The sequence below is a fragment of the Fuscovulum blasticum DSM 2131 genome, assembly GCF_003034965.1.
In the GTDB taxonomy this organism is placed as follows: domain Bacteria; phylum Pseudomonadota; class Alphaproteobacteria; order Rhodobacterales; family Rhodobacteraceae; genus Pseudogemmobacter; species Pseudogemmobacter blasticus.
On sequence record NZ_PZKE01000007.1, the window covers coordinates 104,555 to 124,400 of the forward strand.

A 19,846-nucleotide genomic window follows, 5' to 3' on the forward strand; every position below is an offset into this window, starting at 1 on the left:
TTCTGCCGGGACAGCTTTAGCTCGCCGCCGGTTCGTTTTGTTTCTGGCCAGACGTGAATCAGGCCACACTTTCTACGCCATTCGTGCTGCCCATCATGCTCCTACCAGATTAACGCTCCCAACCTGTGATGCCCGGCGTTGCTGGCTTAGTTGGGTAGGCAAAGGCAGAGCATTGAGATCAGCCCGGATCTGCCGCCATCCCGGCATGTTCCGGTCCAGAAGATTCACGAAAGCAGCATCGTGACGAGGGGATATGAAATGCGCAATTTCATGCAAGATGACGTAATCCAGGGCAGACAACGGCTTTTTGGCAAGCTCTAGGTTGATCCAAACCAACCCTTTGTCAGGATTACAGCTTCCCCACTTTGTTCGCATTTGCTTCATTCCCCACCAGGGCCTTGGGAGGCTCAGCCGATCCGCCCATTTCGCGATGCGCGGCTCTGCCCGCTCTCTCAATTGTTCCCGTGACCAGACTGCAAACCACCGCGCTTTCTGATCAGCAGTTGCCCCTTCGGGAACAACCATTGTCAATCGACCTGACGTTTCGGGCAGGATCATCCAACTTTTCGTTGTCGTCGGCTTTTCCAGAAGTCGAAGCGGTTTTCCAAACAGGTAATGGGTTTCCCCAGAAACAAACCGGCGTTCAGATTGCCGGGCCTGGCCTTCGAACTCGCGCTGCTTCTTCTTGATCCAGTCGAGCCGGGTCACTACCGCGACGCGGACAGCGTCTTCGCTGATTGCTGGAGGCGCAGCGACCCGCACGCGACCGGCAGGAGGATAGACTCCAATATGCAGGTTCTTGATCGGTTTGCGGACCAGTTCCACAGAAAGACCCGCGATCTCGATAACTTCAGTACTCATCATGCGACCGGATGATCTGTATGATGTTATCTACCGCATCCTCCGTGTCGAGGATCTCGAGCAGCTTTCGCCGCAGCATCCGGTCCTTCATCTTGTTGCCGCGCCATCCCGTCTGGGCCGTGCTTCGGATTGCCTCATCAACCGCCATGGTCGCGGCTTCATCCTGACCGAGATTGTCGTAGAGCGCCTTGCGCCCCGGCGTGGTTATGGTGGACGGGTATTCGCTGCCGTGCCCCGCCTTTACCGCCCTGACCAATTCCGCGATCTTTTCCAGGTATTCCGCGTAGGCGATGGCGTCGTCCTTGCGCTTCTTGACGAGGTCGGTCAGCAGCTCCGACATCCGCTCGTAAAACTTCGGGTTCACCGGCGTTTCGTCGATGATCAGTCTGCGCACGTTGTTCTCGATGGCTTCGGCCACGTTCTCCCGCTTATTCTTCAGGGAGCTCGGCAACTCTCCCTCGACTGCAGCTCCCTTGCTCGCCACCAGATCGATCAGGCTGATGTCGTCCAGATGCGAAATCACCTCGGATTCGTCGGCCTTGATGTAGGTGTCGATCAGGTGCCGCATCGCAGGCTCAAACTGCTTCATGTCAACTGCATCGCCGCTGTGTAGGCGCACCGCATCGCGGATCGAAATCGCCCGTTCCACCTCGTTGCGGTACTGCGCCAGTTGCAGGTCATTGACCCCCGAGGCTGCAGGATCATCCGCCACCGACGCAAAGGCACGGGCATAAGCCCCGGCCAGCTTGTAGAGAGCCTGACGCCGCCGTGCCTTTTCATCGGCCTGCGGATCGGTCTCCCACCCTCCGGGACTGGAGAAATAGGCCAGCACCTGGTCGTCGCCCTTGGGCTGTTCCACAGGGTCCAGCAGCCCGAACCACGCATCGCGCGCGGTCATCAGGGCCTCGCCCGCCTTTTCAGCCCGCGAGGAAATCAGCCCTTCGACATCGGCCGCATCGAAAGCGTCGAAGGCGCCAGACGTGTAGTCTTCGACGGCCGTCTCGATGTTCTTGAACAGGTCCTTGTAGTCGACGACATAGCCGTAATCCTTGTCGTCGCCGTCCAGGCGGTTCACCCTGCAGATTGCCTGGAACAGCCCGTGGTCGCGCATCTGCTTGTCGATGTAGATGTAGGTCGCCGTCGGCGCATCGAAGCCGGTCAGCAGGCGACTGACAACGATCAGGAGCTTCATCTGCGCCGGTTCCTTCCGGAACTTCCGCAGCGCTTCGGCCTCGTAGGCCTCTTCATCCGTGCCCAGATCGGTCATCAGCCGGTCATAGACGCGATAAACGAACTGTTTTTCGGTCTCGCCCATACCGGCCTCTTCCCCTGTCAGTTCCGAGGCGTTGCGCGTATAGGACGTGACGATGGCGCATTTCTGGGCCAAGTCCGAGCCGGAATTGCGGAAGATCTCGAACAGCCTGCACGCCTCGGGGATCGATCCCGCCACCAGCATGGCGTTGCCGCGGCCCGCCTTCAGGCGCGGCTTCAGCTCCATGTCCATGATGATGTCGTTGGCGATCTGTTCCAGGCGATCCTTTGAGGACAGCACGCGCTGCAGCGTGCCCCAGCGCTGTTTCAGGGTTGCCTTGGCTACAGGGGTCAGGCCCTTGGTCCTGGCCTCAAACCATTCGTCAATCATCTTGGGTGAGGCCACGCGCTGGTCGATGTCGCGCGCCTCGTATCGCAGATCCAGCACGACGCCATCTTCGACCGCCTCGTTGAAGCGATAGGGCGTGCCGATGTAGGGGCCGAACACCTCGAGCGACGTCTGCTTGTCCGACCTAAGGAGCGGCGTGCCGGTGAATCCGAAGAACACCGCCTCCGGCAGAATCGTCCGCATGGCCCGGGCCAGCTTGCCCGATTGGGTCCGATGCGCCTCGTCGATGAAGACGAAGAACTCGCCCACCGGTGCGCCGATCTGGCCACGCTGGATGTCGGCGATCATCGCACCCAGCTCATCCTCTTCCTGCCGCCCGAACTTGTGGACCAGCGAAGAAACTACCCGGTCCTTTGGGTCGGCCAATGCCGCCAACAGATCGGCGCCCGATTTCGCGCGGCGCACCTTGTCGCCGGTGTTGCCGAAAACCGCCTCGATCTGTTCGTCCAGTTCCTTGCGGTCCGTCACCACCAGGATGCGGGCATCGGGCCGCGCCTCGCGGATCCAGCGGGCCAGCATCACCATGATCAGGCTCTTGCCCGAGCCTTGGGTCTGCCAGATGATCCCGCCCTTCTTCGCAACCACGGCCACCTGTGCGGCCTTCACGGCGAAATACTGGTTGGGGCGGGCGACCTTCTTTTGCCCCGCATCGAAGAGGATGAAATCGTTGATCAGTTCCAGAAACCGCGCGGGCGCCAGCATCTGCGCCACATCGCGGTCGAGCGGATTGACGATCTTGCTCTCTTCCTTCCACGCCAGCCAATAGGGCTGCGGGGTCTGGATCGCGGCATAGCGCAGGCCCTGCATGTCGTTGCCTGCGAACGTGATCTGCACCGTGGTGAAGAAATGCCGGATGAACTCGGGGCGTTGGTTGTCCAGCGTCTGGCGGATGCCTTCGCCCAGATCGACGGTGGATTTCTTCAGCTCCACCACGCCCATAGCGATCCCGTTCACATAGATCACCAGATCGGGGCGCTTGCTGTAGGCCTTGGGGTTCTTCGCCGTGACGGCCACCTCTTCGGCCACGCCCAGATCATTGGCGGCAGGGTTGTCCCAATCGACAAAGCGCACGGTAACAGGGGCCTCGCCTGGGCCGGGGGTGACCTGCACGCCATAGCGCAGCATGTCATAGGTGGCGCGGTTCGCCTCATACAGCTTCAGCCCGTCCATCCGGGCGGCGCGTTGCAATTCGGCAATGGCCTTGGTTGCAACCTCGGGGTCATGGCCACGGGCGAGCAGCCAGGGGCGCAACAGGGAGGGTTCGATATTGGCGTTGGCTTGTCCGGTTTTTTCGGGGCGCTTGTGCCAGTCGCCAAGGTAACGCCAGCCGAGGCCGCCGACCTTGCCAGAGGTATCGCCGCACAGCTGCGCGATCATGCGGTTCTGTGTGGCGCGTTCCGGATCGCCGATGGCCATGGAAATACCCCCCCCTTAAAATACTGTTACCTGAGTCAGACCAGCCTGACCCGCCCTGTCAAAAGATTCTGCATCATCCCCTCCTTCACCGCCCGCGCCTTGGCGAGGCGGGACTCGAGGGTCTGGATTTCGGCGTCCATGTCGGAGAGGACGGCGGCGATAGCTTCTTGTTCTTTCTTGGTTTCAGGAACCCGAACCGTGTAGCCGGTTAACTGCGTCTTGCCGATTTCGAGGAAGGTGCTGCCAGAGCACAATTCGATGAACCCCTTTTTCTGGCTCATCAGCAAGTAATAGAGGAAATCCCGGTCGGCGCGATCCTTGGGAATGAAGTTCTTGAAGCCCTGATTAGTAGTCAGGGGGATCGCCGAAATGACGCATTCCCCAATCGTGGCGCGGGAAGTCATCACGATGGTGCCCTCTGGCAGCAGTTCGGCTGAGGACTGGCGCAAACCTGCACGGCTGATGGTTCGGGTCGTGCCGCTCAGAAACTTTCGTCCATCCAAGGCCGTGATGTCTGTCGGGGTGACCCACGCAATGTCACCATCCCACAAAGTCGCGTCTGACGTGCTCGGGGTTCCTCCCGATCGAATGTCGGCAAGTTCTGATAAGGTGGCCGCCTCCCACTCCCCCGAGAACCCCGGGAGGCGGCGGCGGGCGGTGAGGAGGTCTTGCATCGCGCCCTGCTTGATCAGGCGCTTTTTGGCGATCACCCGCTCCAACCCCGCCACCACCCCATCCGCATCCGACAACGCAGCGGCGATGGCCTGTTGTTCGTTGGGGTCGTTGGGACATAGAAAGACATAAGAAGCGATTTCCTTCTGAGACAGAGTTGGCAGTGCGCCGCCAACCGCTGTGGAAGCCAATTGGTTCTGAAAATTCTCAGAAGCTGCAACGTAGCCCAAGAAGGTTTCGTTGATACGGCGCTTTTTTAGCACAACAAGCTGCGGGTTCAGTGTGGCAGGCTCGGTAAGGTTTTTGACGAGGGCCGTCTTTCCAACAGTTGAACCGGTCTTAACGATTAAAATGTCGCCATTCTCAATCTTTATTTCCGGTGACTCCTCCCACTTCTCCCATGAAATGAAAGTGCATTTCTCTAGGATGAGTGTGCTTCTTTGGATGTTTGAAGGGCTTAACGAAATTGCGCCTTGACCCTCTGGGACAATATCTTCAACCGTGTAACCTCGAAAGCCAATCCGACCGAAGATGGTGCAAACGTCGCCGATATGACGACATGACCAGCCCCTTGGAAGCGGCGGCGGCGTGCTTACTTCAACCATCCCGCCACCCCCATCGCCGCCAGATGCCCGGCCACCCGCGCCTCCAGCCCTGCCAGATCCTGCATGATCTGCGGCAGGGTCTGGCCATAGCGTTCGGTCAACACCCGCACGCGGGCGGTGAGCGTCTCCGTCCGCGCCTCGACCTCGGCCCCGATGGCGGCGGTGATGTCGGCCAGCCATTTGTCCTGCACCACAAGGTTCTGGATCTCGCCCATGGTCAGGGTGGGGTATTTCTTCAGCACGGCCTCGGTCAGACGGGCCTCGGCCTCTTTCGCCGCGCGTTTCGCCTCGGCCTCATCTTCGAACCGCCGGGCCGCCTGTTTCAGCAGGGCCTTCTCATCCGGCTCCAGGCCCCTGTCCTTCAGCCGCGCCTTCACCCCGCCCGCCGTCAGCTTGGCCCCATCGGCCATCAGTTCCTCGAACAGCCCGCCCTCGGCCCCGTGTTCCTCGGCCAGCTCCTCGATCTCGCGCCCCAGCTCCTCGGCCCGGGCCGTGGCCTGATCCAGTTCGGCCTTCAGGTCCGCGAAGAAGCGCGCCGTGATTAGGGCGGGTGGGATCACGTCGGCCACAAGGCGGACCTTGTTCACCGTCAGGTCGCCCTCTTCCAGCCATTTCACCTTGCCGTCGTCGCTGGTTTCCTTGCGCGCCTCGCGCAGATCACGCGCCACCAGCCAGCCGCCGCCCGCGATGATGAACACATCGTCCTGCATGGTGGCGGCCCAATAGGACATAAGCCGCTGATAGGCCTCATACTTGTCGACGAGGGGGGTCGCGTCGAAACGGATCAGCATGTCCTCGGCTATGGTGTGGATCAGGTCGCGCGGGTGGTCGCCCTGTCTGATGCCCATCAGGAGGGGGGTGTTGGCGGTGATCCAGCCGTCCAGGATGGCCGCGACCTGCGCGCGGAAGGCCGCAAAATCAGAATGGTTGCGGATGGTCGCGCGGACCTGGTCGGGTGCGACCAGCGGATCGGCATAGCCCGGGCGCAGGTTCGGCCCGAACAGCGTGGCGCGCAGCGTGGGCATGACGGCCCAGAACTCGCCCAAGGCGTCGATGTCCCGCTCCGGCACGCCGCCGTGGAGGTGGGCGGTGATGTCCTGAAGATCCTCAGGGTCGGACCCGTCGATGTAGCGGGGGATGTTCAGATTGAAGTCGTTGCGCCCGATTTCGTCGAAGGGGACGAGGCGGGAATAGCCGGGGATCAGCTGCTCGCGCGTGAAGGCGTCGATGATCTTGTGGATGTCGCGCTCGCGCAAGCGGTTCTTGGGGCCGTCCTTGATAAAGCCCCTGGACGCGTCGATCATGAAAACGGGTCGGTTGGCGGTGGCCTGCGCCTTGTCGAGCACGATGATAGAGGCGGGGATGCCAGTGCCGTAGAACAGGTTGGCGGGCAGGCCGATGACGCCCTTGATGTAGCCGCGTTTCAGGATCTTCTCGCGCAGCTTCGCCTCGGCATTGCCGCGGAACAGGACGCCGTGCGGCAGGATGACCGCGCCCGAGCCTGTGGCCTTCATCGAGGCGAGGATGTGCAGCAGGAAGGCGAAATCGCCGTTCTTGGCGGGCGGCTCGCCATCGTCGAAGCGGCCGTATTTCGTCTCGGCCGTCAGCCCCGCAGCCCAGGCCTTGGCCGAGAAGGGCGGGTTGGCGACGACGAAATCGAAGGTCTGGAGGCTGTGGGCGTCGGCCAGGAAGTGCGGTTCGGCGATGACATCGCCCTGCGCGATCTCGGCCGTGGCGCGGTTGTGCATGATCATGTTCATGCGCGCGAGGCCACGGGTGGCGATGTCCATCTCCTGGCCGAAGACGGTGATCGGCACGCGGGCGGTCTCGGCGGCCTTCAGCAGCAGCGAGCCCGAGCCGCAGGTCGGGTCATAGACCGTCTGTTTCGGGCTGGTCGCGCGGCTGACGCCCGCCACGGCGGCGACTACACGCGAGACCTCGGCCGGGGTATAGAACTGTCCCTTGGATTTGCCCGCCTCTGTCGCGAAGTTGCGCATCAGGTATTCGTAGGCGTCGCCGAGGATGTCGTCGCCGTCGGCCCTGTTCTTCGAGAAGTTCAACTCTTCTCTGCTGAAGATGTTAATCAGCGCGGTCAGCGTGTTGATCATCTTCTGGCCGCGTCCGAACTTCTCGGCATCGTTGAAGAAGGCCCGGTCGATCACGCCACTGAGGTCGTTCTCCTCGGCGATGCGGGCGATGATCGTGTCCATCCCCTCGCCGATGTTCTTGGACCCGCGCAGGGTCTTCATGTCGGCAAAGGACGCGCCGGGCGGCACCTCGATCAGCGCGTCGGGCTGGCCAGCACGGTCGGACACGTATTTCACGAAGAGGAGGGTGAGGATGTAATCCTTGTAGAGCGAGGCATCCATGCCGCCGCGGAGCTGATCGCAGCTCTGCCAAAGAGATCGGTAGATGTCGCTCTTCTTGATGGCCATGGATGGCTCCCGCTCGAATTCCCGCAAGTTTCCAGATTGATACGGGCTCAAGGGCAGGATTGACAGACCGCAAAACCATCGCTTCTGCATGATCCGCACAGATACGGTGCGTAAGCTTTGGGCGGAGTCGGGGAGCGGGTCTACGCATCCACGACACGGCCGCCCCGTTACAACTCCAATTCCGAGGATTCAGTCGGTGGCATTGGCCAAAGACTGAGGAAATCTCCAAACTGAGATAAATTCGGATGTCGTTTGAGATAACCCACCATGTCGCAGAAGGAATAAAGTCATTTAATATCAATGTCATGAGAATCCGGCTGCGATACTTACCCGTGTCGCCTGACAGTGAAGCCTGCATCCTCGGCCCCGAAAAGACAGGCGCCGTCATAGACGGGCAGGCTGTCCAGCGGGGCAAAGCCGGGCAAGTCCGGGCAGGATTGGGCGGTGGCCGAACTTGCCAGGACAAGGCAGGAAAAGCTGCTGATCACGGCGCCGATCAGGGCTTGTTTCCAATGGCGCAAAGACATGTCGAACCTTTCACAATGCGCTTGGCAAGCAACGCCAAAGCAGAACCCCCCTATCCTTAGGGCAAATGACCCGTTCGCGCATCTTGAATTCCTGCACGCAAGCCGCCCCCCTGAGAGGTGTGAACGACAGCTTGGCGACCGTCGCCCGTTTATGCAGGATAGGCTGCCCCCCAGACCCTTGCCGCCTCCTGCGCCAGGATCTTTTGTTCGGCACGGGCCAATCGGTCGCGCGCGGCCTGGGGGCAGCCGGTTTCCTTCAGCGCCCTTTTCCACAGGCGAAGGACCGAGGCCGCGCTCCACGGAAGAGCGGCCCCGGCCAGCCATCGCCGCAGATCAGGGGGCAGGCGATCATAGGCTGCCATGGGATCGACGTTCCGCCATCGCGCGCGCGGAGAGGTGAGGTTGGTCATGCCGCGGTGCGCCGCCAGTTGGGGAACGGGTCGGGCAGGGTGGCCCAGGCGGCGGGGGTGAAATCGGCGGCCTGCACCAATGCGGCGTTCAGGCGGGCGCAGATCGCGTCGCGGTCCATGCCGGCGCCGATGAACACGATTTCCTGCCGCCGGTCGCCCCAGGGTTCGGCCCAGTGGCGGGCGATTTCGGCCTGCGCCTCGGGGTGGGTGGGCAGGCGGTCGGGCGGGACGCTGGCCCACCAGCGGCCCAGCGGCGACACGGTGGACAGGGCGCCGGCCAGCGAAAACTCGGCCACCCAGTCGGGGCGGGTGGCGATCCAGAAATGCCCCTTGGCGCGGATCACGCCAGGCAGGTCACCGTTCAGCGCGGCATGGATGCGGGCGGGGTGGAACGGCGCGCGGGCGTGGTAGACGAAGGAGGAGATGCCGTATTCCTCGGTCTCGGGGGTGTGGTTGGCGAAACCGTACAACTCCTTTGCCCACATCGGGTGCAGGTGGGCGGCGTCGAAATCGAAGAGGCCGGTGTCGAAGATCGCCTCGGGGGCAACCTGCGAACGGTCGGTCTCGATCACGCGGGCGTCGGGGTTCAGCGCGCGCAGGATCTTGCGCGCGGCGTCCACCCGGGCGGGGCCGGCGTCGGTGACCTTGTTCAGCACGATCACATCGGCGAATTCGATCTGTTCGGTCAGCAGGGTGACAAGGCTGCGTTCGTCGCCTTCGCCCGCGGTTTCGCCGCGGTCGGCCAGGAAATCGTGGCTGGAGAAATCGCGCAGCAGGTTCACCGAGTCGACCACGGTGACCATGCAATCCAGCCGCGCGAGGTCTGACAGGCTGCGGCCCTGATCATCGCGGAAATCGAAGGTGGCGGCGACGGGCAGGGGTTCGGCGATGCCGGTGGATTCGATCAGCAGGTAATCGAAACGCCCCTCGGCGGCCAGGCGGCGGACCTCGGTCAGCAGGTCGTCGCGCAGGGTGCAGCAGATGCAGCCGTTGGTCATCTCGACCAGCTTTTCCTGCGACCGGCTGAGTTCGGCACCTTCGCGGATCAGGTCGGCGTCGATGTTCACCTCGGACATGTCGTTGACGATGACGGCCACGCGGCGGCCCTGACGGTTGTTCAGGACATGGTTCAGCAGCGTGGTCTTGCCGGCCCCCAGGAAGCCGGACAGCACGGTGACGGGAAGGCGGGTGTCGGGCATGGGTGGCCTATGCTGGATATGTTATACTATAACATATCTGGGGCGCACAGCAGAAGCAAGCCCACAAGACAGCACCCGCCCTTCCGGTGGGGAAGGACGGGCGCGGTCAGAGTAGGGGGATGGCTCTCAGGCCGGAACGGCCTGCGCGCGGGGCGCGGGGCGGGCCGATTTGCGCTGGTAGCGGGCATAGCCCAGATCCGAGGTGTCGATCTCGGTCGTGCGGCCCGACATCATGTCGGCCAGCACGCGGCCCGACCCGGCGGCCATGGTCCAGCCCAGCGTGCCGTGGCCGGTGTTGAGGAACAGGTTAGGCACGGTCGAACGGCCCACCAGCGGCGTGCCATCGGGCGTCATCGGGCGCAGCCCGGTCCAGAAGGTAGCGCGGGACAAATCGCCGCCCTTGCCGAACAGATCTGAGACCGACAGTTCCAGCGTGGCGCGGCGGCGGGCGGGCAGGCTGTTCGAGAAGCCGGCGATTTCGGCCAGACCGCCGACGCGGATGCGGTCGCCCAGCCGGGTGATGGCGATCTTGTAGGTTTCGTCCATCACGGTGGACACCGGCGCGTGGGTTTCGTCGGTGATCGGGATGGTCAGCGAATAGCCCTTCATCGGATAGACCGGCAGGCGCATCCCGAAGGGGCGGGCCAGCGCGGGCGAATAGCTGCCCAGGGCCAGAACGAAGGCATCGGCGGCAATCGGGCCGGCGCTGGTGTCAACGGCGGTGATGCGGTGGCCGTCGCTGTCCAGCCGGCGGATGTCAACGCCCCAGCGGAAGGTGACGCCCAGTTCGGCGGCCATGCCGGCCAGCCGGTTGGTGAACAGGAAGCAGTCGCCGGTTTCGTCGCCCGGCAGGCGCAGGCCGCCGGCGATCTTGTCGCGGTTCGCGGCCAGACCCGGTTCGGCGGCGATGCAGCCGTCGGCATCCAGCACCTCGAACGGCACGCCATCGGCCTTCAGCACCGCGATGTCCTTCTCGGCCGCGGCCACCTGCTTTTCGCTGCGGAACAGTTGCAGCGTGCCCTTGGTGCGTTCGTCATAGGTGATGCCGGTTTCGGCGCGCAGTTCGATCAGGCAATCGCGGGAATATTCCGCCAGCCGCACCATGCGCGACTTGTTCACCGCATAGGCGGCCGAGGTGCAGTTGCCCAGCATCCGCAGCAGCCATTCGATCATGGCCGGGTCGGGGCGCGGCTGGATGACCAGCGGCGCGTGGCGCTGGAACAGCCATTTCAAGGCCTTGAGCGGCACGCCGGGGGCGGCCCAGGGGCTGGCATAGCCGGGGCTGATCTCGCCCGCATTGGCGAAGGAGGTTTCCAGCGCCGGGCCGGGCTGGCGGTCGATCACCGTCACCTCATGGCCCTGACGGGCCAGATACCAGGCCGAGGTGATACCGACGACACCGGCACCAAGGACGACGACACGCATGGGAATCTCCTGTCCGCGAAAGATTGGGACAAAATATCGCAGGCGCGAGAAATGTTTTGGTGAAGATGTGGCGAGATTCCAGTGAAGTCAGAATGTTCTTCTGCAAAAGTCATATAGTGCAGAAGTATCGTGCTTGTTTGCGTGATATGAAGCAATAGTCTCACGCTGGATGCTGGCTTGCCTGCCTATTCCTCGGTCTCGTGACGGACGATGTCGATGAGGGGCTTGAAGCCGTAAATTGCCGGTCTCCGGCCCGATCCGGGGACGATCTGGGACAGAAGTCCGGTCTCGCGCAGTTTGCGTGTCATGCTGGCGGCAACATGCGGCGGGATGCGGTCATGACTGGTGAACTTGCTGTTCTTGAAACTGGGGTTTGCGAACATGAAGTCCAGCGCGTCGGTTGCCCATTCGCTTTTCAGCTCTTCGCGGAACCGCAGTTTCATGGCGCTGTAGAGATCAAAGATCTTCTGGGCGACGATGATATTTCGCTCGGCCTGTTCACGCAGGCCGTTCAGGAAGAACACGCACCATTCCGTCCATTCTGCATCCGAGGACACGCGGCGCATCATGTCGATGTAATCGTCCCTGTAGCGTTCGAAGTAGGCGCTGACATAGAAGTGCGGTTGCTTGATCAGGCCCGAGGTCCAGAGCATGAGGGTGATGAGCATACGGCCGATCCGGCCGTTTCCATCCTTGAACGGGTGCAGGGCTTCGAATTCGACATGGGCAAGAGCGGTTTTCAGGAGCGGATTGGTCTTGCTGGTTGTGATGAACGAAAACAGGTTCTCCATCCCCTGCGGCAGGGCGATCGGATTGATCGGCACGAAGGAAACCGAGCGCCGTCTTTCGCCGATGTAGTTTTGTTCGGTCTTGTAGGCGCCGGGTGACTTCGTGGCGCCTCTGCCGAACGAGAGCAGAATCTGGTGTGCCTGCTTGATCATGGCCTCGGAAAGCGGGCGCCCGGCTTCGATCTCGCGCTGAACGCGCTGAAGGGCGCGGGTGTAGAGGAAGGTTTCGACGGCTTCGCTCCGGGCCTGACGGAAGGTTTCTTCGGAGGCCTCGCTCTCCTCGGCCTCGATCCGCAGGATTTCATCCAGTGTCGAAATCGTGCCCTCCATCCGCGAGGAGATCACGGCCTCCTGGTTGCGCAGGGGCGCCAGCAGGATTTCACTGTTGTGCATGGCCGCAAGCATCTGATCGTAACGGGACAGCGCGTTGCCGGTTTCGAAGACCGGGTCCAGCAGTTCCTGAAAGCGCAGGTTTTCAGGGGGAAATGCGCCATAGTGATAGGCTACGGCTTCTTTCAGGTGCGCTTCCATCATTTGTCGTACCTTGAACGGACATATGGATATGACAACAAGGCTAGTGTGAGTCTGATATAGGGTAAAGCCATTTGTTGTAGCTGGATCTGGTCTGCAAGTTCGACAAAGCTTCTTGTTATAGGCGGGGCCCCGACAAAGCGGCTTGTCGCTATCGGGGCGACGCGCCGGAAATGACAAAGGCCCCGGGGTTTCCCCCGGGGCCTTCGTGTTCCTGTGGAGAGGAAGATCAGCCTTCGGCCGATTCTTCCTTTTTCTCGGCGATTTCTTCGCCGGTTTCCTGATCGACCATCTTCATGCCAAGGCGGACCTTGCCGCGTTCGTCGAAGCCCAGCAGCTTGACCTTGACTTCCTGGCCTTCCTTCAGCGCCTCGTTCGGGTGCTGCAGGCGCTTGCTGGCGATCTGCGACACATGGACCAGACCGTCACGCTTGCCGAAGAAGTTTACGAAGGCGCCGAAATCGACCAGCTTCACCACCTTGCCGGTGTAGATCTGCCCGATTTCCGGTTCGGCCACGATGGACCAGATCATGTCATAGGCCTTCTTGATGGCCTTCTGATCGTTCGAGGCGATCTTGATCATGCCGTCGTCGTTGATGTCGACCTTGGCGCCCGACACTTCCACGATCTCGCGGATGACCTTGCCGCCCGAACCGATCACTTCGCGGATCTTGTCGGTGGGAATGGACATCGTTTCGATCTTGGGGGCGTATTCGCTGAACGCCTGCGGGGCCGAGATGCGCTTGGCCATCTCGCCCAGGATGTGCATCCGGCCGTCCTTGGCCTGCGCCAGGGCCTGCGCCATGATTTCGGGCGTGATGCCCGCAACCTTGATGTCCATCTGCAGCGAGGTGATGCCGCTTTCGGTGCCCGCAACCTTGAAGTCCATGTCGCCGAGGTGATCCTCGTCGCCAAGGATGTCGGTCAGCACGGCCCAGGACCCGTCATCTTCCAGGATCAGGCCCATGGCCACGCCGGCAACCGGCGCCTTCAGCGGAACGCCCGCGTCCATCATCGCCAGCGAGCCGCCGCAAACGGTGGCCATCGAGGACGAGCCGTTCGATTCGGTGATCTCGGACACGATGCGGATCGTGTAGGGGAAATCGGTCGGTGCCGGCAGAACCGCCTGAAGCGCCCGCCAGGCCAGCTTGCCATGGCCGATTTCACGGCGACCGGGCGAACCGACGCGGCCCACTTCGCCCACCGAATAGGGGGGGAAGTTGTAGTGCAGCAGGAAGTTCGAGCGGCTGTTGCCGTTCAGCGCGTCGATGATCTGCTCATCCTCGCCGGTGCCCAGCGTGGTGACGCAGAGCGACTGGGTTTCGCCGCGGGTGAACAGCGCCGACCCATGGGTGCGCGGCAGGACGCCGGTTTCCACGGCGATCTGGCGCACGGTCTTGGTATCGCGGCCGTCGATGCGGGCCCCCTTCTTCACCACGTCGCCGCGGAGGATCGAGGATTCCAGCTTCTTGATCGCGGCGCCAAGGTTGGCGTCGGCCAGGTCTTCTTCCGAGAGCGAGGCCTTGATGGCATCGACCGCGGCGCTGATGGCGTTGGTGCGGTCCTGCTTGTCGCGGATCGCGAAGGCGGCGCGCATCTGCGCTTCGCCGGCGGCCTTGACCTTGCCGTAGATGGCCGACAGGTCGGGCGGCGAGAAATCGAAGGGTTCCTTGGCGGATTCCTCGGCGAAGTCGATGATCAGGTCGATCACCGGCTGCATCGCGGCATGGCCGAACTTCACGGCGCCCAGCATTTCGTCTTCCGACAGCTCATAGGCTTCGGATTCGACCATCATCACGGCGTCCTTGGTGCCGGCGACGACCAGATCCAGCCGCTGTTCGGGGTTCATCCGAAGCTGGTGCATGTCGTCCATCGAGGGGTTCAGCACATAGGCGCCCTTCGAGAAGCCGACGCGCGCGGCGCCGATCGGGCCCATGAAGGGCACGCCCGAGATGGTGAGCGCGGCCGAGGCGGCGATCATCGCCACGATGTCGGGATCATTCACCAGGTCGCAGGACAGCACGGTTGCCATGACCAGGACTTCGTTCTTGAAGCCTTCGACGAACAGCGGGCGGCAGGGACGGTCGATCAGACGCGAGACCAGCGTTTCCTTTTCCGAAGGACGCGCCTCGCGCTTGAAGAAGCCACCCGGGATCTTGCCGGCGGCGTAATACTTTTCCTGATAGTGCACGGTCAGGGGGAAGAAGTCCTGGCCCGGCTTGGGCGATTTGGCGAAGGTCACGTTGGCCATGACCTGGGTTTCGCCAAGCGTCGCGATGACCGAACCATCGGCCTGACGCGCAACTTTCCCCGTTTCCAGAGTGAGCGTTTCGTTGCCCCACTGGATGGATTTCTTCGTCACGTTGAACATATATCGTTTCCTCTAGGGCCCCGGCCCCTGCCGGTGGTCCCACATATGGCGGCCCCATTGCCGCCGTCTTCCCCCGATCCTTTGCATGGGCCCCGGGGGCAGGCCGTCACGTCACAGATGGCGCGGGCCATACAGGAAATGCGCCTGCATTGAAAGTGTGTTGTTGGGCCGGCGGACCCGCACCGGGCGAAGGCCGCCGATGGTGGGCGGGCCGGCAACTTCATCTTGCGCGACCTTTTCCCATCTGATTTGCAAGGAGCAGGCGACCTGAATCGCCGGTAACGAGTATGGAGAGTATGAATATGTCGATGACCCTTCGCGGAGCAGCCCTTGCGCTGCCGTTCCTGATGACGGGCCTTGCCGTGAACGCGCAGACCGCGCCGACGCCGGATGATGCCGTCGCTGCCGCCAAGAACCAGCTTGGTGTGCTGGAATACTGCCAGACCGCCGGCCATATCGAGGCCAAGCCGGTCGAGATTCAGACCAAGATGCTGGGCATGCTGCCGCCGGCGACCGATGCCGAAAAGGTGGAAGCGGCCTATGCCAAGGGCAAGGAAGGCGTGGTTTCCGCGATGGGAACCGAGATGCCGCTGGCCGATGCCGCCAAGGCCCAGGGCGTGGAAGAAGCCGCGCTGTGCGCCCAGATGGGCACGATGATCGAACAGGCCGGCGCGCAGATGGGGATGTAATCCCCCGCCTGCCCTGACCGAAACAGGAACGCCCGCCCGGGATTCCGGGCGGGCGTTTTCCTTTGAAAGACGGTGCCCCCGGCGGGGCGGGGCCGTCACGCCTGCGGCTGGCCGCGCTTCATGCCCGGACGGGGTGGCAGGCCATAGGCCTTGCGGGCGGTGACGAGGCGCAGGTCTTCCGGGTCCATCCCCATGGAGAGAAGCGTCTTGCGGTCAAACCGGGCGCGGGCGGCTTCGGCATCATGGCTGGTGCCGAACAGGCGGTCGATCCAGCCCGCGCCAAGGCTGACGTGGAAGGTGGCGGCGTGGTCCTGATAGTGGTGGGCCAGATGATCGCGGGTGATCTTCTGCCCAAGCCAGCCCTTCGGCACATTCAGATGCGCCAGCGTGTGGCAACCTTCGTAGAAGGCGAAGGCCGAGACCGAGCCGAGGAAGAGGGCGACGAAGGCGGTCACGAAGGCGGCGCCAAGCCCGAGGACGGGCCAGAGGAACAGCGTGTGCAGCGCCACCGAGATCAGGCCGAAACGCACCGGATACCAGTGATCGTCGCCGGTGAAGAGTTCGGGATCGGAGGGGAATTCGTGATGGCCGATGTGGCTGCGATACAGCGCGTTGAACACGCCCTGATCGGTGGGCGGCTTGCGGTGCAGCAGGAAGCGGTGCATCGCGTATTCGACAAAGAACTGCATCACCACGCCATAGGCGATGGCCAGCAGCAGCCAGGGCGACCAGAACGCCACCAGCAGCCCCAAAGCAAGCAGCCAGAACGGGGCCAGCCGTTGCAGGCTGCCCATGTGGACCAGAACCCGAAGGGTGGGAATCATTGCCGGCCTCGTGGTGAAACTGAACAGGGTGGTTCAAAATCAGGCGAGGAGGCGGGGCCGGTCAACAGGGACGCTGCGTCAAGCAAAAGGGGCCGCCGAAGCGACCCCTGGTTCGTTTGCCCGGAACGGCCGGATCAGCGGCGCAGGCCGAGGCGCTGGATCAGCGTCGCGTAGCGGGTCTCGTCGTTCTTCTTGAGGTAGTCCAGCAGCTTGCGGCGCTGGGCGACCATCATCAGAAGGCCACGACGCGAGTGGTTGTCCTTCTTGTGAGCCTTGAAGTGCTCGGTCAGGGTGGCAATCCGCGAGGACAGGATGGCGACCTGGACTTCGGGCGAGCCGGTGTCGCCTTCCTTGGTCGCGTATTCCTTGATCAGGCGGGCCTTGTCTTCAACAGTGATCGACATCGGGATGCTCCTTACGGGTTGGCGTGACGGCCACGGCCGGGATGTCGTCCAGCAGGGCCCTTGAACACCGCCGGGCTGCGGCGGATGCGTGCCTATAGGGGGAATCGCGCCGGAAGGGAAGCCGGAATCACCGCGGGGCTGCGGGGCCGGGCGGGCGCGGGATCGGAACAGTTTTGCGAAATCTTGCCGCGACCGGCGGCTGCAGCGACCGCCGAATCATGCTAGGACGACCATGAATTTCCTAGTCCTGTCAGAAGGTTGGAGGGGAGAATGGTTAACGCCGCCCGGCGGGCGGCAGGGCGCAGGCGCGGGGGGACGGCGGATGATGCTGATTCTGGGTATGATGGGGGCCGTTCTGGCCGGGGTTCTGGCCGAAGGCATCATGGCGCTTGGATCGCCCGACACGGCGGAGGACGAGGACGGGGCGGATGCCCCCGAGGCGGAGGATGCGCCGGACGCCCGGGGCGAGGACGCGGAGGCCGGGGACGGCGACCTGTTGCAGGAAGAGACGGCGGGCGCGCAGGGCGCGGAAGAGGGGGCGGCAGAGGACGGCTTCGTGTCGGATGACCGGCCGGAGGTGCCCGATTTGCCCCGGGCGCAAGGCGGCGGCGACGGGGAGGATCTGATCACCGGCGGCGGGGCGGGCGATGCGCTGGCCGGGGGCGGCGGGAATGACCAGATCGACGCCGGGGCGGGCGACGATACCCTGTCGGGCGGGCCGGGTGATGATGCGGTCTGGGCCGGGGCCGGGGATGACCTTGCCGAAGGGGGCGAGGGCGCGGACCGGCTGGAAGGGCAGGACGGGGGCGACAGCCTGTCGGGCGGCGCGGGGCCGGACTGGCTGGCGGGCCATGAGGGGGGTGACCTGCTGGACGGCGGGGCCGAGGCCGACACGCTGCTGGGGGGCGGCGGCGCGGATACGCTGTCGGGCGGTGCGGGGCCGGACTGGCTGGCCGGGGGCGATGGCGCTGATCAGGTGCAGGGCGGCGCCGGGGCGGATGTGCTGGACGGCAATGCCGGTGACGACTGGCTGTCGGGCGTGTTTCCCGAAGGCGACGATGCCGGGGCGGATTTCCTGAACGGCGGCGCGGGGGCCGATACGCTGGCCGCCGGGGCGGGCGATGTGGCGACCGGGGGCGATGGCGCGGACAGTTTCCTTCTGAGCCACTGGCTGGGCGAAGGCGGCCATGCCACGATCACCGATTACGATGCCGCCGAGGATGAGATCGTGCTGGTCTATGATCCGGCAACCCATGCCGACCCGATGGTGACGGTTCAGCCGGTGGCCGGCACCGACCGGGTGACCATCCTGCTGGACGGGCATGAGGTGGCCACGGTGCATGGCGCGGTGGCGGTGCAGGACATCCGCCTGCTGGCGGCCTGACCGCGCAGCGGCGCTAGCGGTTGAACACGCGCGAGGGGTGCAGTTCGCCCCCCATGTAGCGGCCCACGGCCAGGGCGCGGCCGTTCAGGCTGGCCCAGGCTTCGGTGCCATAGGGCAGGTGGCCCAGAACCTGGCCGGGGTTGCCATGGCCCAGCCGGGCGGCGCCTTCGGGGGTGGCCTGCAGTTCCGGCAGGTCGGCCAGCGCCAGTTCCAGCGGGTGCAGCAGGCTGTCGATCTCGGGCGTGCCGGCCAGACGGTCAAGGTCTTCCAGCGAGCAGCCCATGTCGGCTCGGAAGGGGCCGGTCCAGTCTCGCCGCAGCCATTGCACATGGCCAAGGCAGCCAAGCGCGGCGCCCAGGTCGCGGGCGATGGCGCGGACATAGCCGCCCTTGCCGCAGACCATTTCCAGATCGGCGTGGTCGGCATCGGGGCGGCCAGCCAGCACCAGCCGTTCCACATAAAGCGGGCGGGGGGCGAGGTCCATTTCCACGCCTTCGCGGGCCAGGTCATAGGCACGCTCGCCCTCGACCTTGACGGCGGAGACCTGCGGCGGAACCTGAAGGATGTCGCCGCGGAAGGCGTTGAGCGCGGTTTCGATCTGCGCATCGGTCGGGCGCAGGTCGCTGCGGGCGATCACGCTGCCTTCGGCATCATCGGTGGTGGTGGCGGCGCCGAAGGTCACGCGGAAGCGGTAGCCCTTCATCGCATCGGTGATCAGCGGCACGGTCTTGGTGGCCTCGCCCAGGGCCACGGCCAGAACGCCGGTGGCGGCGGGGTCCAGCGTGCCGGCGTGGCCGGCCTTCTGCGCGCCGAAGGCCCAGCGGACCTTGCCGACGATATTGGTCGAGCCGATGCCCGCGGGCTTGTCCACGATCACCCAGCCCGAAACCGGGCGGCCCTTTTTCGCGCGACCCATCGGTCAGCCTTTCGGAATGACGGCGCCGACGATCGGCCCCATGGGAAAGCCCAGGTCGCTGCGGCCCAGAGCGGGGGAATAGAGCCGCGAGATGCTGCCATCGAAATACAGCGCATCGGACAGGCCAAGGTGATCGCGGAAGAGCCGGGCGAAGAGGTGGAAGTTCACCGCCTCGTTCGAGATGGCAAAGACGGCGCGGCTGCCGTCGGCGGGCACGCCCACGCCGTTGCGGACATAAAGCGAATCGCTGTCGGGCAGCAGCTTGGGGTGCAGCGCGCCGTTCAGCAGCAGCATGGGGCCGGATTGCGTGGCCCAGCGGCAGGTGGGGCGGTTGTCGCGGAAGCTGCGGCTTTCGATCACGCGGAAGCCGTCCTTGCCCCAGCAGAAGACGCCGTTCGGCAACAGGCCGAAATTGCCGGGGCCGGCGCGGGTGATCAGCGGCGCCTGTTCGTGCCCTTCGGCGATGAACAGGCCCACGGGCGACAGATCGCGGTGATACATGCCCGCGTTCATGGCGAAGGCCAGGGTCTTGCCTTCGGCTTCAAGCGCGCGGTTCACGGCGGCGAAGCTGCCATAGGGGCCGTCGGGGCCGTTCAGGAACAGCCGCAGGTCTTCGCCGCGCGACACGTCGCACAGGGTGAAGGAGGCGCCTTCGAACACCTCATCCCGGCAGGCGCTGGCGCCGGCCATGCCCGCGATTGCAGAGGGCAGAAGCAGCGCCAGAAGGGC

16 protein-coding genes are annotated in these 19,846 nt (G+C 63.9%); 2 read left to right on the forward strand and 14 right to left on the reverse strand.

Going from position 1 to position 19,846, the window contains the following annotated elements; all coding sequences use genetic code 11:
• Nucleotides 1–93 precede the first annotated feature (93 nt).
• The 10 genes from C5F44_RS09115 to pnp form a co-directional block, all read right to left on the reverse strand.
• The gene (locus C5F44_RS09115) at nt 94–864 is read right to left on the reverse strand and encodes a M48 family metallopeptidase (protein WP_107673216.1); all 771 of its coding nucleotides are present in this window, start codon (nt 862–864) and stop codon (nt 94–96) included.
• Complete coding sequence (locus tag C5F44_RS09120; protein ID WP_107673217.1) at nt 851–3,937, reverse strand: type I restriction endonuclease subunit R; 3,087 nt, start codon at nt 3,935–3,937, stop codon at nt 851–853. Before C5F44_RS09120 ends, C5F44_RS09115 begins: the two co-directional genes overlap by 14 nt.
• Before the next feature lie 35 nt (nt 3,938–3,972).
• The gene (locus tag C5F44_RS09125; RefSeq protein WP_107673218.1) at nt 3,973–5,214 is read right to left on the reverse strand and encodes a restriction endonuclease subunit S; all 1,242 of its coding nucleotides are present in this window, start codon (nt 5,212–5,214) and stop codon (nt 3,973–3,975) included.
• Complete coding sequence (locus C5F44_RS09130; RefSeq protein ID WP_107673219.1) at nt 5,202–7,649, reverse strand: type I restriction-modification system subunit M; 2,448 nt, start codon at nt 7,647–7,649, stop codon at nt 5,202–5,204. The genes C5F44_RS09125 and C5F44_RS09130 overlap by 13 nt, the downstream gene beginning before the upstream one ends.
• 326 nt (nt 7,650–7,975) lie before the next feature.
• Nucleotides 7,976–8,176 (reverse strand): hypothetical protein, encoded by a 201-nt coding sequence (locus C5F44_RS09135; RefSeq protein WP_107673220.1) that lies wholly within the window; start codon nt 8,174–8,176, stop codon nt 7,976–7,978.
• A 149-nt stretch (nt 8,177–8,325) separates the two neighbouring features.
• Nucleotides 8,326–8,586, reverse strand: coding sequence for a DUF6525 family protein (locus C5F44_RS18085; RefSeq protein WP_107673221.1), 261 nt, complete (start codon nt 8,584–8,586; stop codon nt 8,326–8,328).
• On the reverse strand, nt 8,583–9,785 hold the full coding sequence (locus C5F44_RS09145) for a GTP-binding protein (protein ID WP_107673222.1): 1,203 nt from the start codon (nt 9,783–9,785) through the stop codon (nt 8,583–8,585). Before C5F44_RS09145 ends, C5F44_RS18085 begins: the two co-directional genes overlap by 4 nt.
• 126 nt (nt 9,786–9,911) lie before the next feature.
• Nucleotides 9,912–11,210, reverse strand: coding sequence for a D-amino acid dehydrogenase (locus C5F44_RS09150; protein ID WP_107673223.1), 1,299 nt, complete (start codon nt 11,208–11,210; stop codon nt 9,912–9,914).
• 185 nt (nt 11,211–11,395) lie between these two features.
• Entirely contained in the window at nt 11,396–12,529 is a 1,134-nt protein-coding gene (locus tag C5F44_RS09155; RefSeq protein WP_107673305.1) for a Fic family protein, read from the reverse strand.
• Nucleotides 12,530–12,758: 229 nt separating this feature from the next.
• On the reverse strand, nt 12,759–14,900 hold the full coding sequence (pnp, locus tag C5F44_RS09160; protein ID WP_107673224.1) for a polyribonucleotide nucleotidyltransferase: 2,142 nt from the start codon (nt 14,898–14,900) through the stop codon (nt 12,759–12,761).
• Between the two features lie 302 nt (nt 14,901–15,202).
• Here pnp and C5F44_RS09165 point away from each other — a divergent pair, with 302 nt between their 5' ends.
• Nucleotides 15,203–15,589: a pore-forming ESAT-6 family protein gene (locus tag C5F44_RS09165; protein ID WP_235822588.1), complete on the forward strand. Its 387-nt coding sequence runs from the start codon at nt 15,203–15,205 to the stop codon at nt 15,587–15,589.
• Between the two features lie 95 nt (nt 15,590–15,684).
• On the opposite strand, the gene C5F44_RS09170 is transcribed toward C5F44_RS09165, so the two are convergent.
• Both C5F44_RS09170 and rpsO read right to left on the reverse strand, forming a co-directional pair.
• Nucleotides 15,685–16,413: a sterol desaturase family protein gene (locus C5F44_RS09170; RefSeq protein ID WP_107673226.1), complete on the reverse strand. Its 729-nt coding sequence runs from the start codon at nt 16,411–16,413 to the stop codon at nt 15,685–15,687.
• Between the two features lie 134 nt (nt 16,414–16,547).
• The gene (gene rpsO / locus C5F44_RS09175; protein ID WP_107673227.1) at nt 16,548–16,817 is read right to left on the reverse strand and encodes a 30S ribosomal protein S15; all 270 of its coding nucleotides are present in this window, start codon (nt 16,815–16,817) and stop codon (nt 16,548–16,550) included.
• A 322-nt stretch (nt 16,818–17,139) separates the two neighbouring features.
• On the opposite strand from rpsO, the gene C5F44_RS09180 reads away from it, so the two are divergent.
• Complete coding sequence (locus tag C5F44_RS09180) at nt 17,140–18,201, forward strand: calcium-binding protein (protein ID WP_107673228.1); 1,062 nt, start codon at nt 17,140–17,142, stop codon at nt 18,199–18,201.
• A 13-nt stretch (nt 18,202–18,214) separates the two neighbouring features.
• Here the strand turns inward: C5F44_RS09180 and truB are convergent, their stop codons facing one another.
• Together truB and C5F44_RS09190 are read right to left on the reverse strand one after the other, a co-directional pair.
• The gene (gene truB / locus C5F44_RS09185; RefSeq protein ID WP_107673229.1) at nt 18,215–19,117 is read right to left on the reverse strand and encodes a tRNA pseudouridine(55) synthase TruB; all 903 of its coding nucleotides are present in this window, start codon (nt 19,115–19,117) and stop codon (nt 18,215–18,217) included.
• A 3-nt stretch (nt 19,118–19,120) separates the two neighbouring features.
• The gene (locus tag C5F44_RS09190; RefSeq protein WP_107673306.1) at nt 19,121–19,807 is read right to left on the reverse strand and encodes a phosphodiester glycosidase family protein; all 687 of its coding nucleotides are present in this window, start codon (nt 19,805–19,807) and stop codon (nt 19,121–19,123) included.
• Nucleotides 19,808–19,846: the final 39 nt, after the last annotated feature.

Coding starts and splice junctions, on each gene's coding strand:
- C5F44_RS09115 (WP_107673216.1), bottom strand. CDS start 864: ATGATGAGTACTGAAGTTATCGAGATCGCGGGTCTTTCTGTGGAACTG.
- C5F44_RS09120 (WP_107673217.1), bottom strand. CDS start 3,937: ATGGCCATCGGCGATCCGGAACGCGCCACACAGAACCGCATGATCGCG.
- C5F44_RS09125 (WP_107673218.1), bottom strand. CDS start 5,214: ATGGTTGAAGTAAGCACGCCGCCGCCGCTTCCAAGGGGCTGGTCATGT.
- C5F44_RS09130 (WP_107673219.1), bottom strand. CDS start 7,649: ATGGCCATCAAGAAGAGCGACATCTACCGATCTCTTTGGCAGAGCTGC.
- C5F44_RS09135 (WP_107673220.1), bottom strand. CDS start 8,176: ATGTCTTTGCGCCATTGGAAACAAGCCCTGATCGGCGCCGTGATCAGC.
- C5F44_RS18085 (WP_107673221.1), bottom strand. CDS start 8,586: ATGACCAACCTCACCTCTCCGCGCGCGCGATGGCGGAACGTCGATCCC.
- C5F44_RS09145 (WP_107673222.1), bottom strand. CDS start 9,785: ATGCCCGACACCCGCCTTCCCGTCACCGTGCTGTCCGGCTTCCTGGGG.
- C5F44_RS09150 (WP_107673223.1), bottom strand. CDS start 11,210: ATGCGTGTCGTCGTCCTTGGTGCCGGTGTCGTCGGTATCACCTCGGCC.
- C5F44_RS09155 (WP_107673305.1), bottom strand. CDS start 12,529: ATGGAAGCGCACCTGAAAGAAGCCGTAGCCTATCACTATGGCGCATTT.
- pnp (WP_107673224.1), bottom strand. CDS start 14,900: ATGTTCAACGTGACGAAGAAATCCATCCAGTGGGGCAACGAAACGCTC.
- C5F44_RS09165 (WP_235822588.1), top strand. CDS start 15,203: ATGTCGATGACCCTTCGCGGAGCAGCCCTTGCGCTGCCGTTCCTGATG.
- C5F44_RS09170 (WP_107673226.1), bottom strand. CDS start 16,413: ATGATTCCCACCCTTCGGGTTCTGGTCCACATGGGCAGCCTGCAACGG.
- rpsO (WP_107673227.1), bottom strand. CDS start 16,817: ATGTCGATCACTGTTGAAGACAAGGCCCGCCTGATCAAGGAATACGCG.
- C5F44_RS09180 (WP_107673228.1), top strand. CDS start 17,140: ATGATGCTGATTCTGGGTATGATGGGGGCCGTTCTGGCCGGGGTTCTG.
- truB (WP_107673229.1), bottom strand. CDS start 19,117: ATGGGTCGCGCGAAAAAGGGCCGCCCGGTTTCGGGCTGGGTGATCGTG.
- C5F44_RS09190 (WP_107673306.1), bottom strand. CDS start 19,807: ATGGCCGGCGCCAGCGCCTGCCGGGATGAGGTGTTCGAAGGCGCCTCC.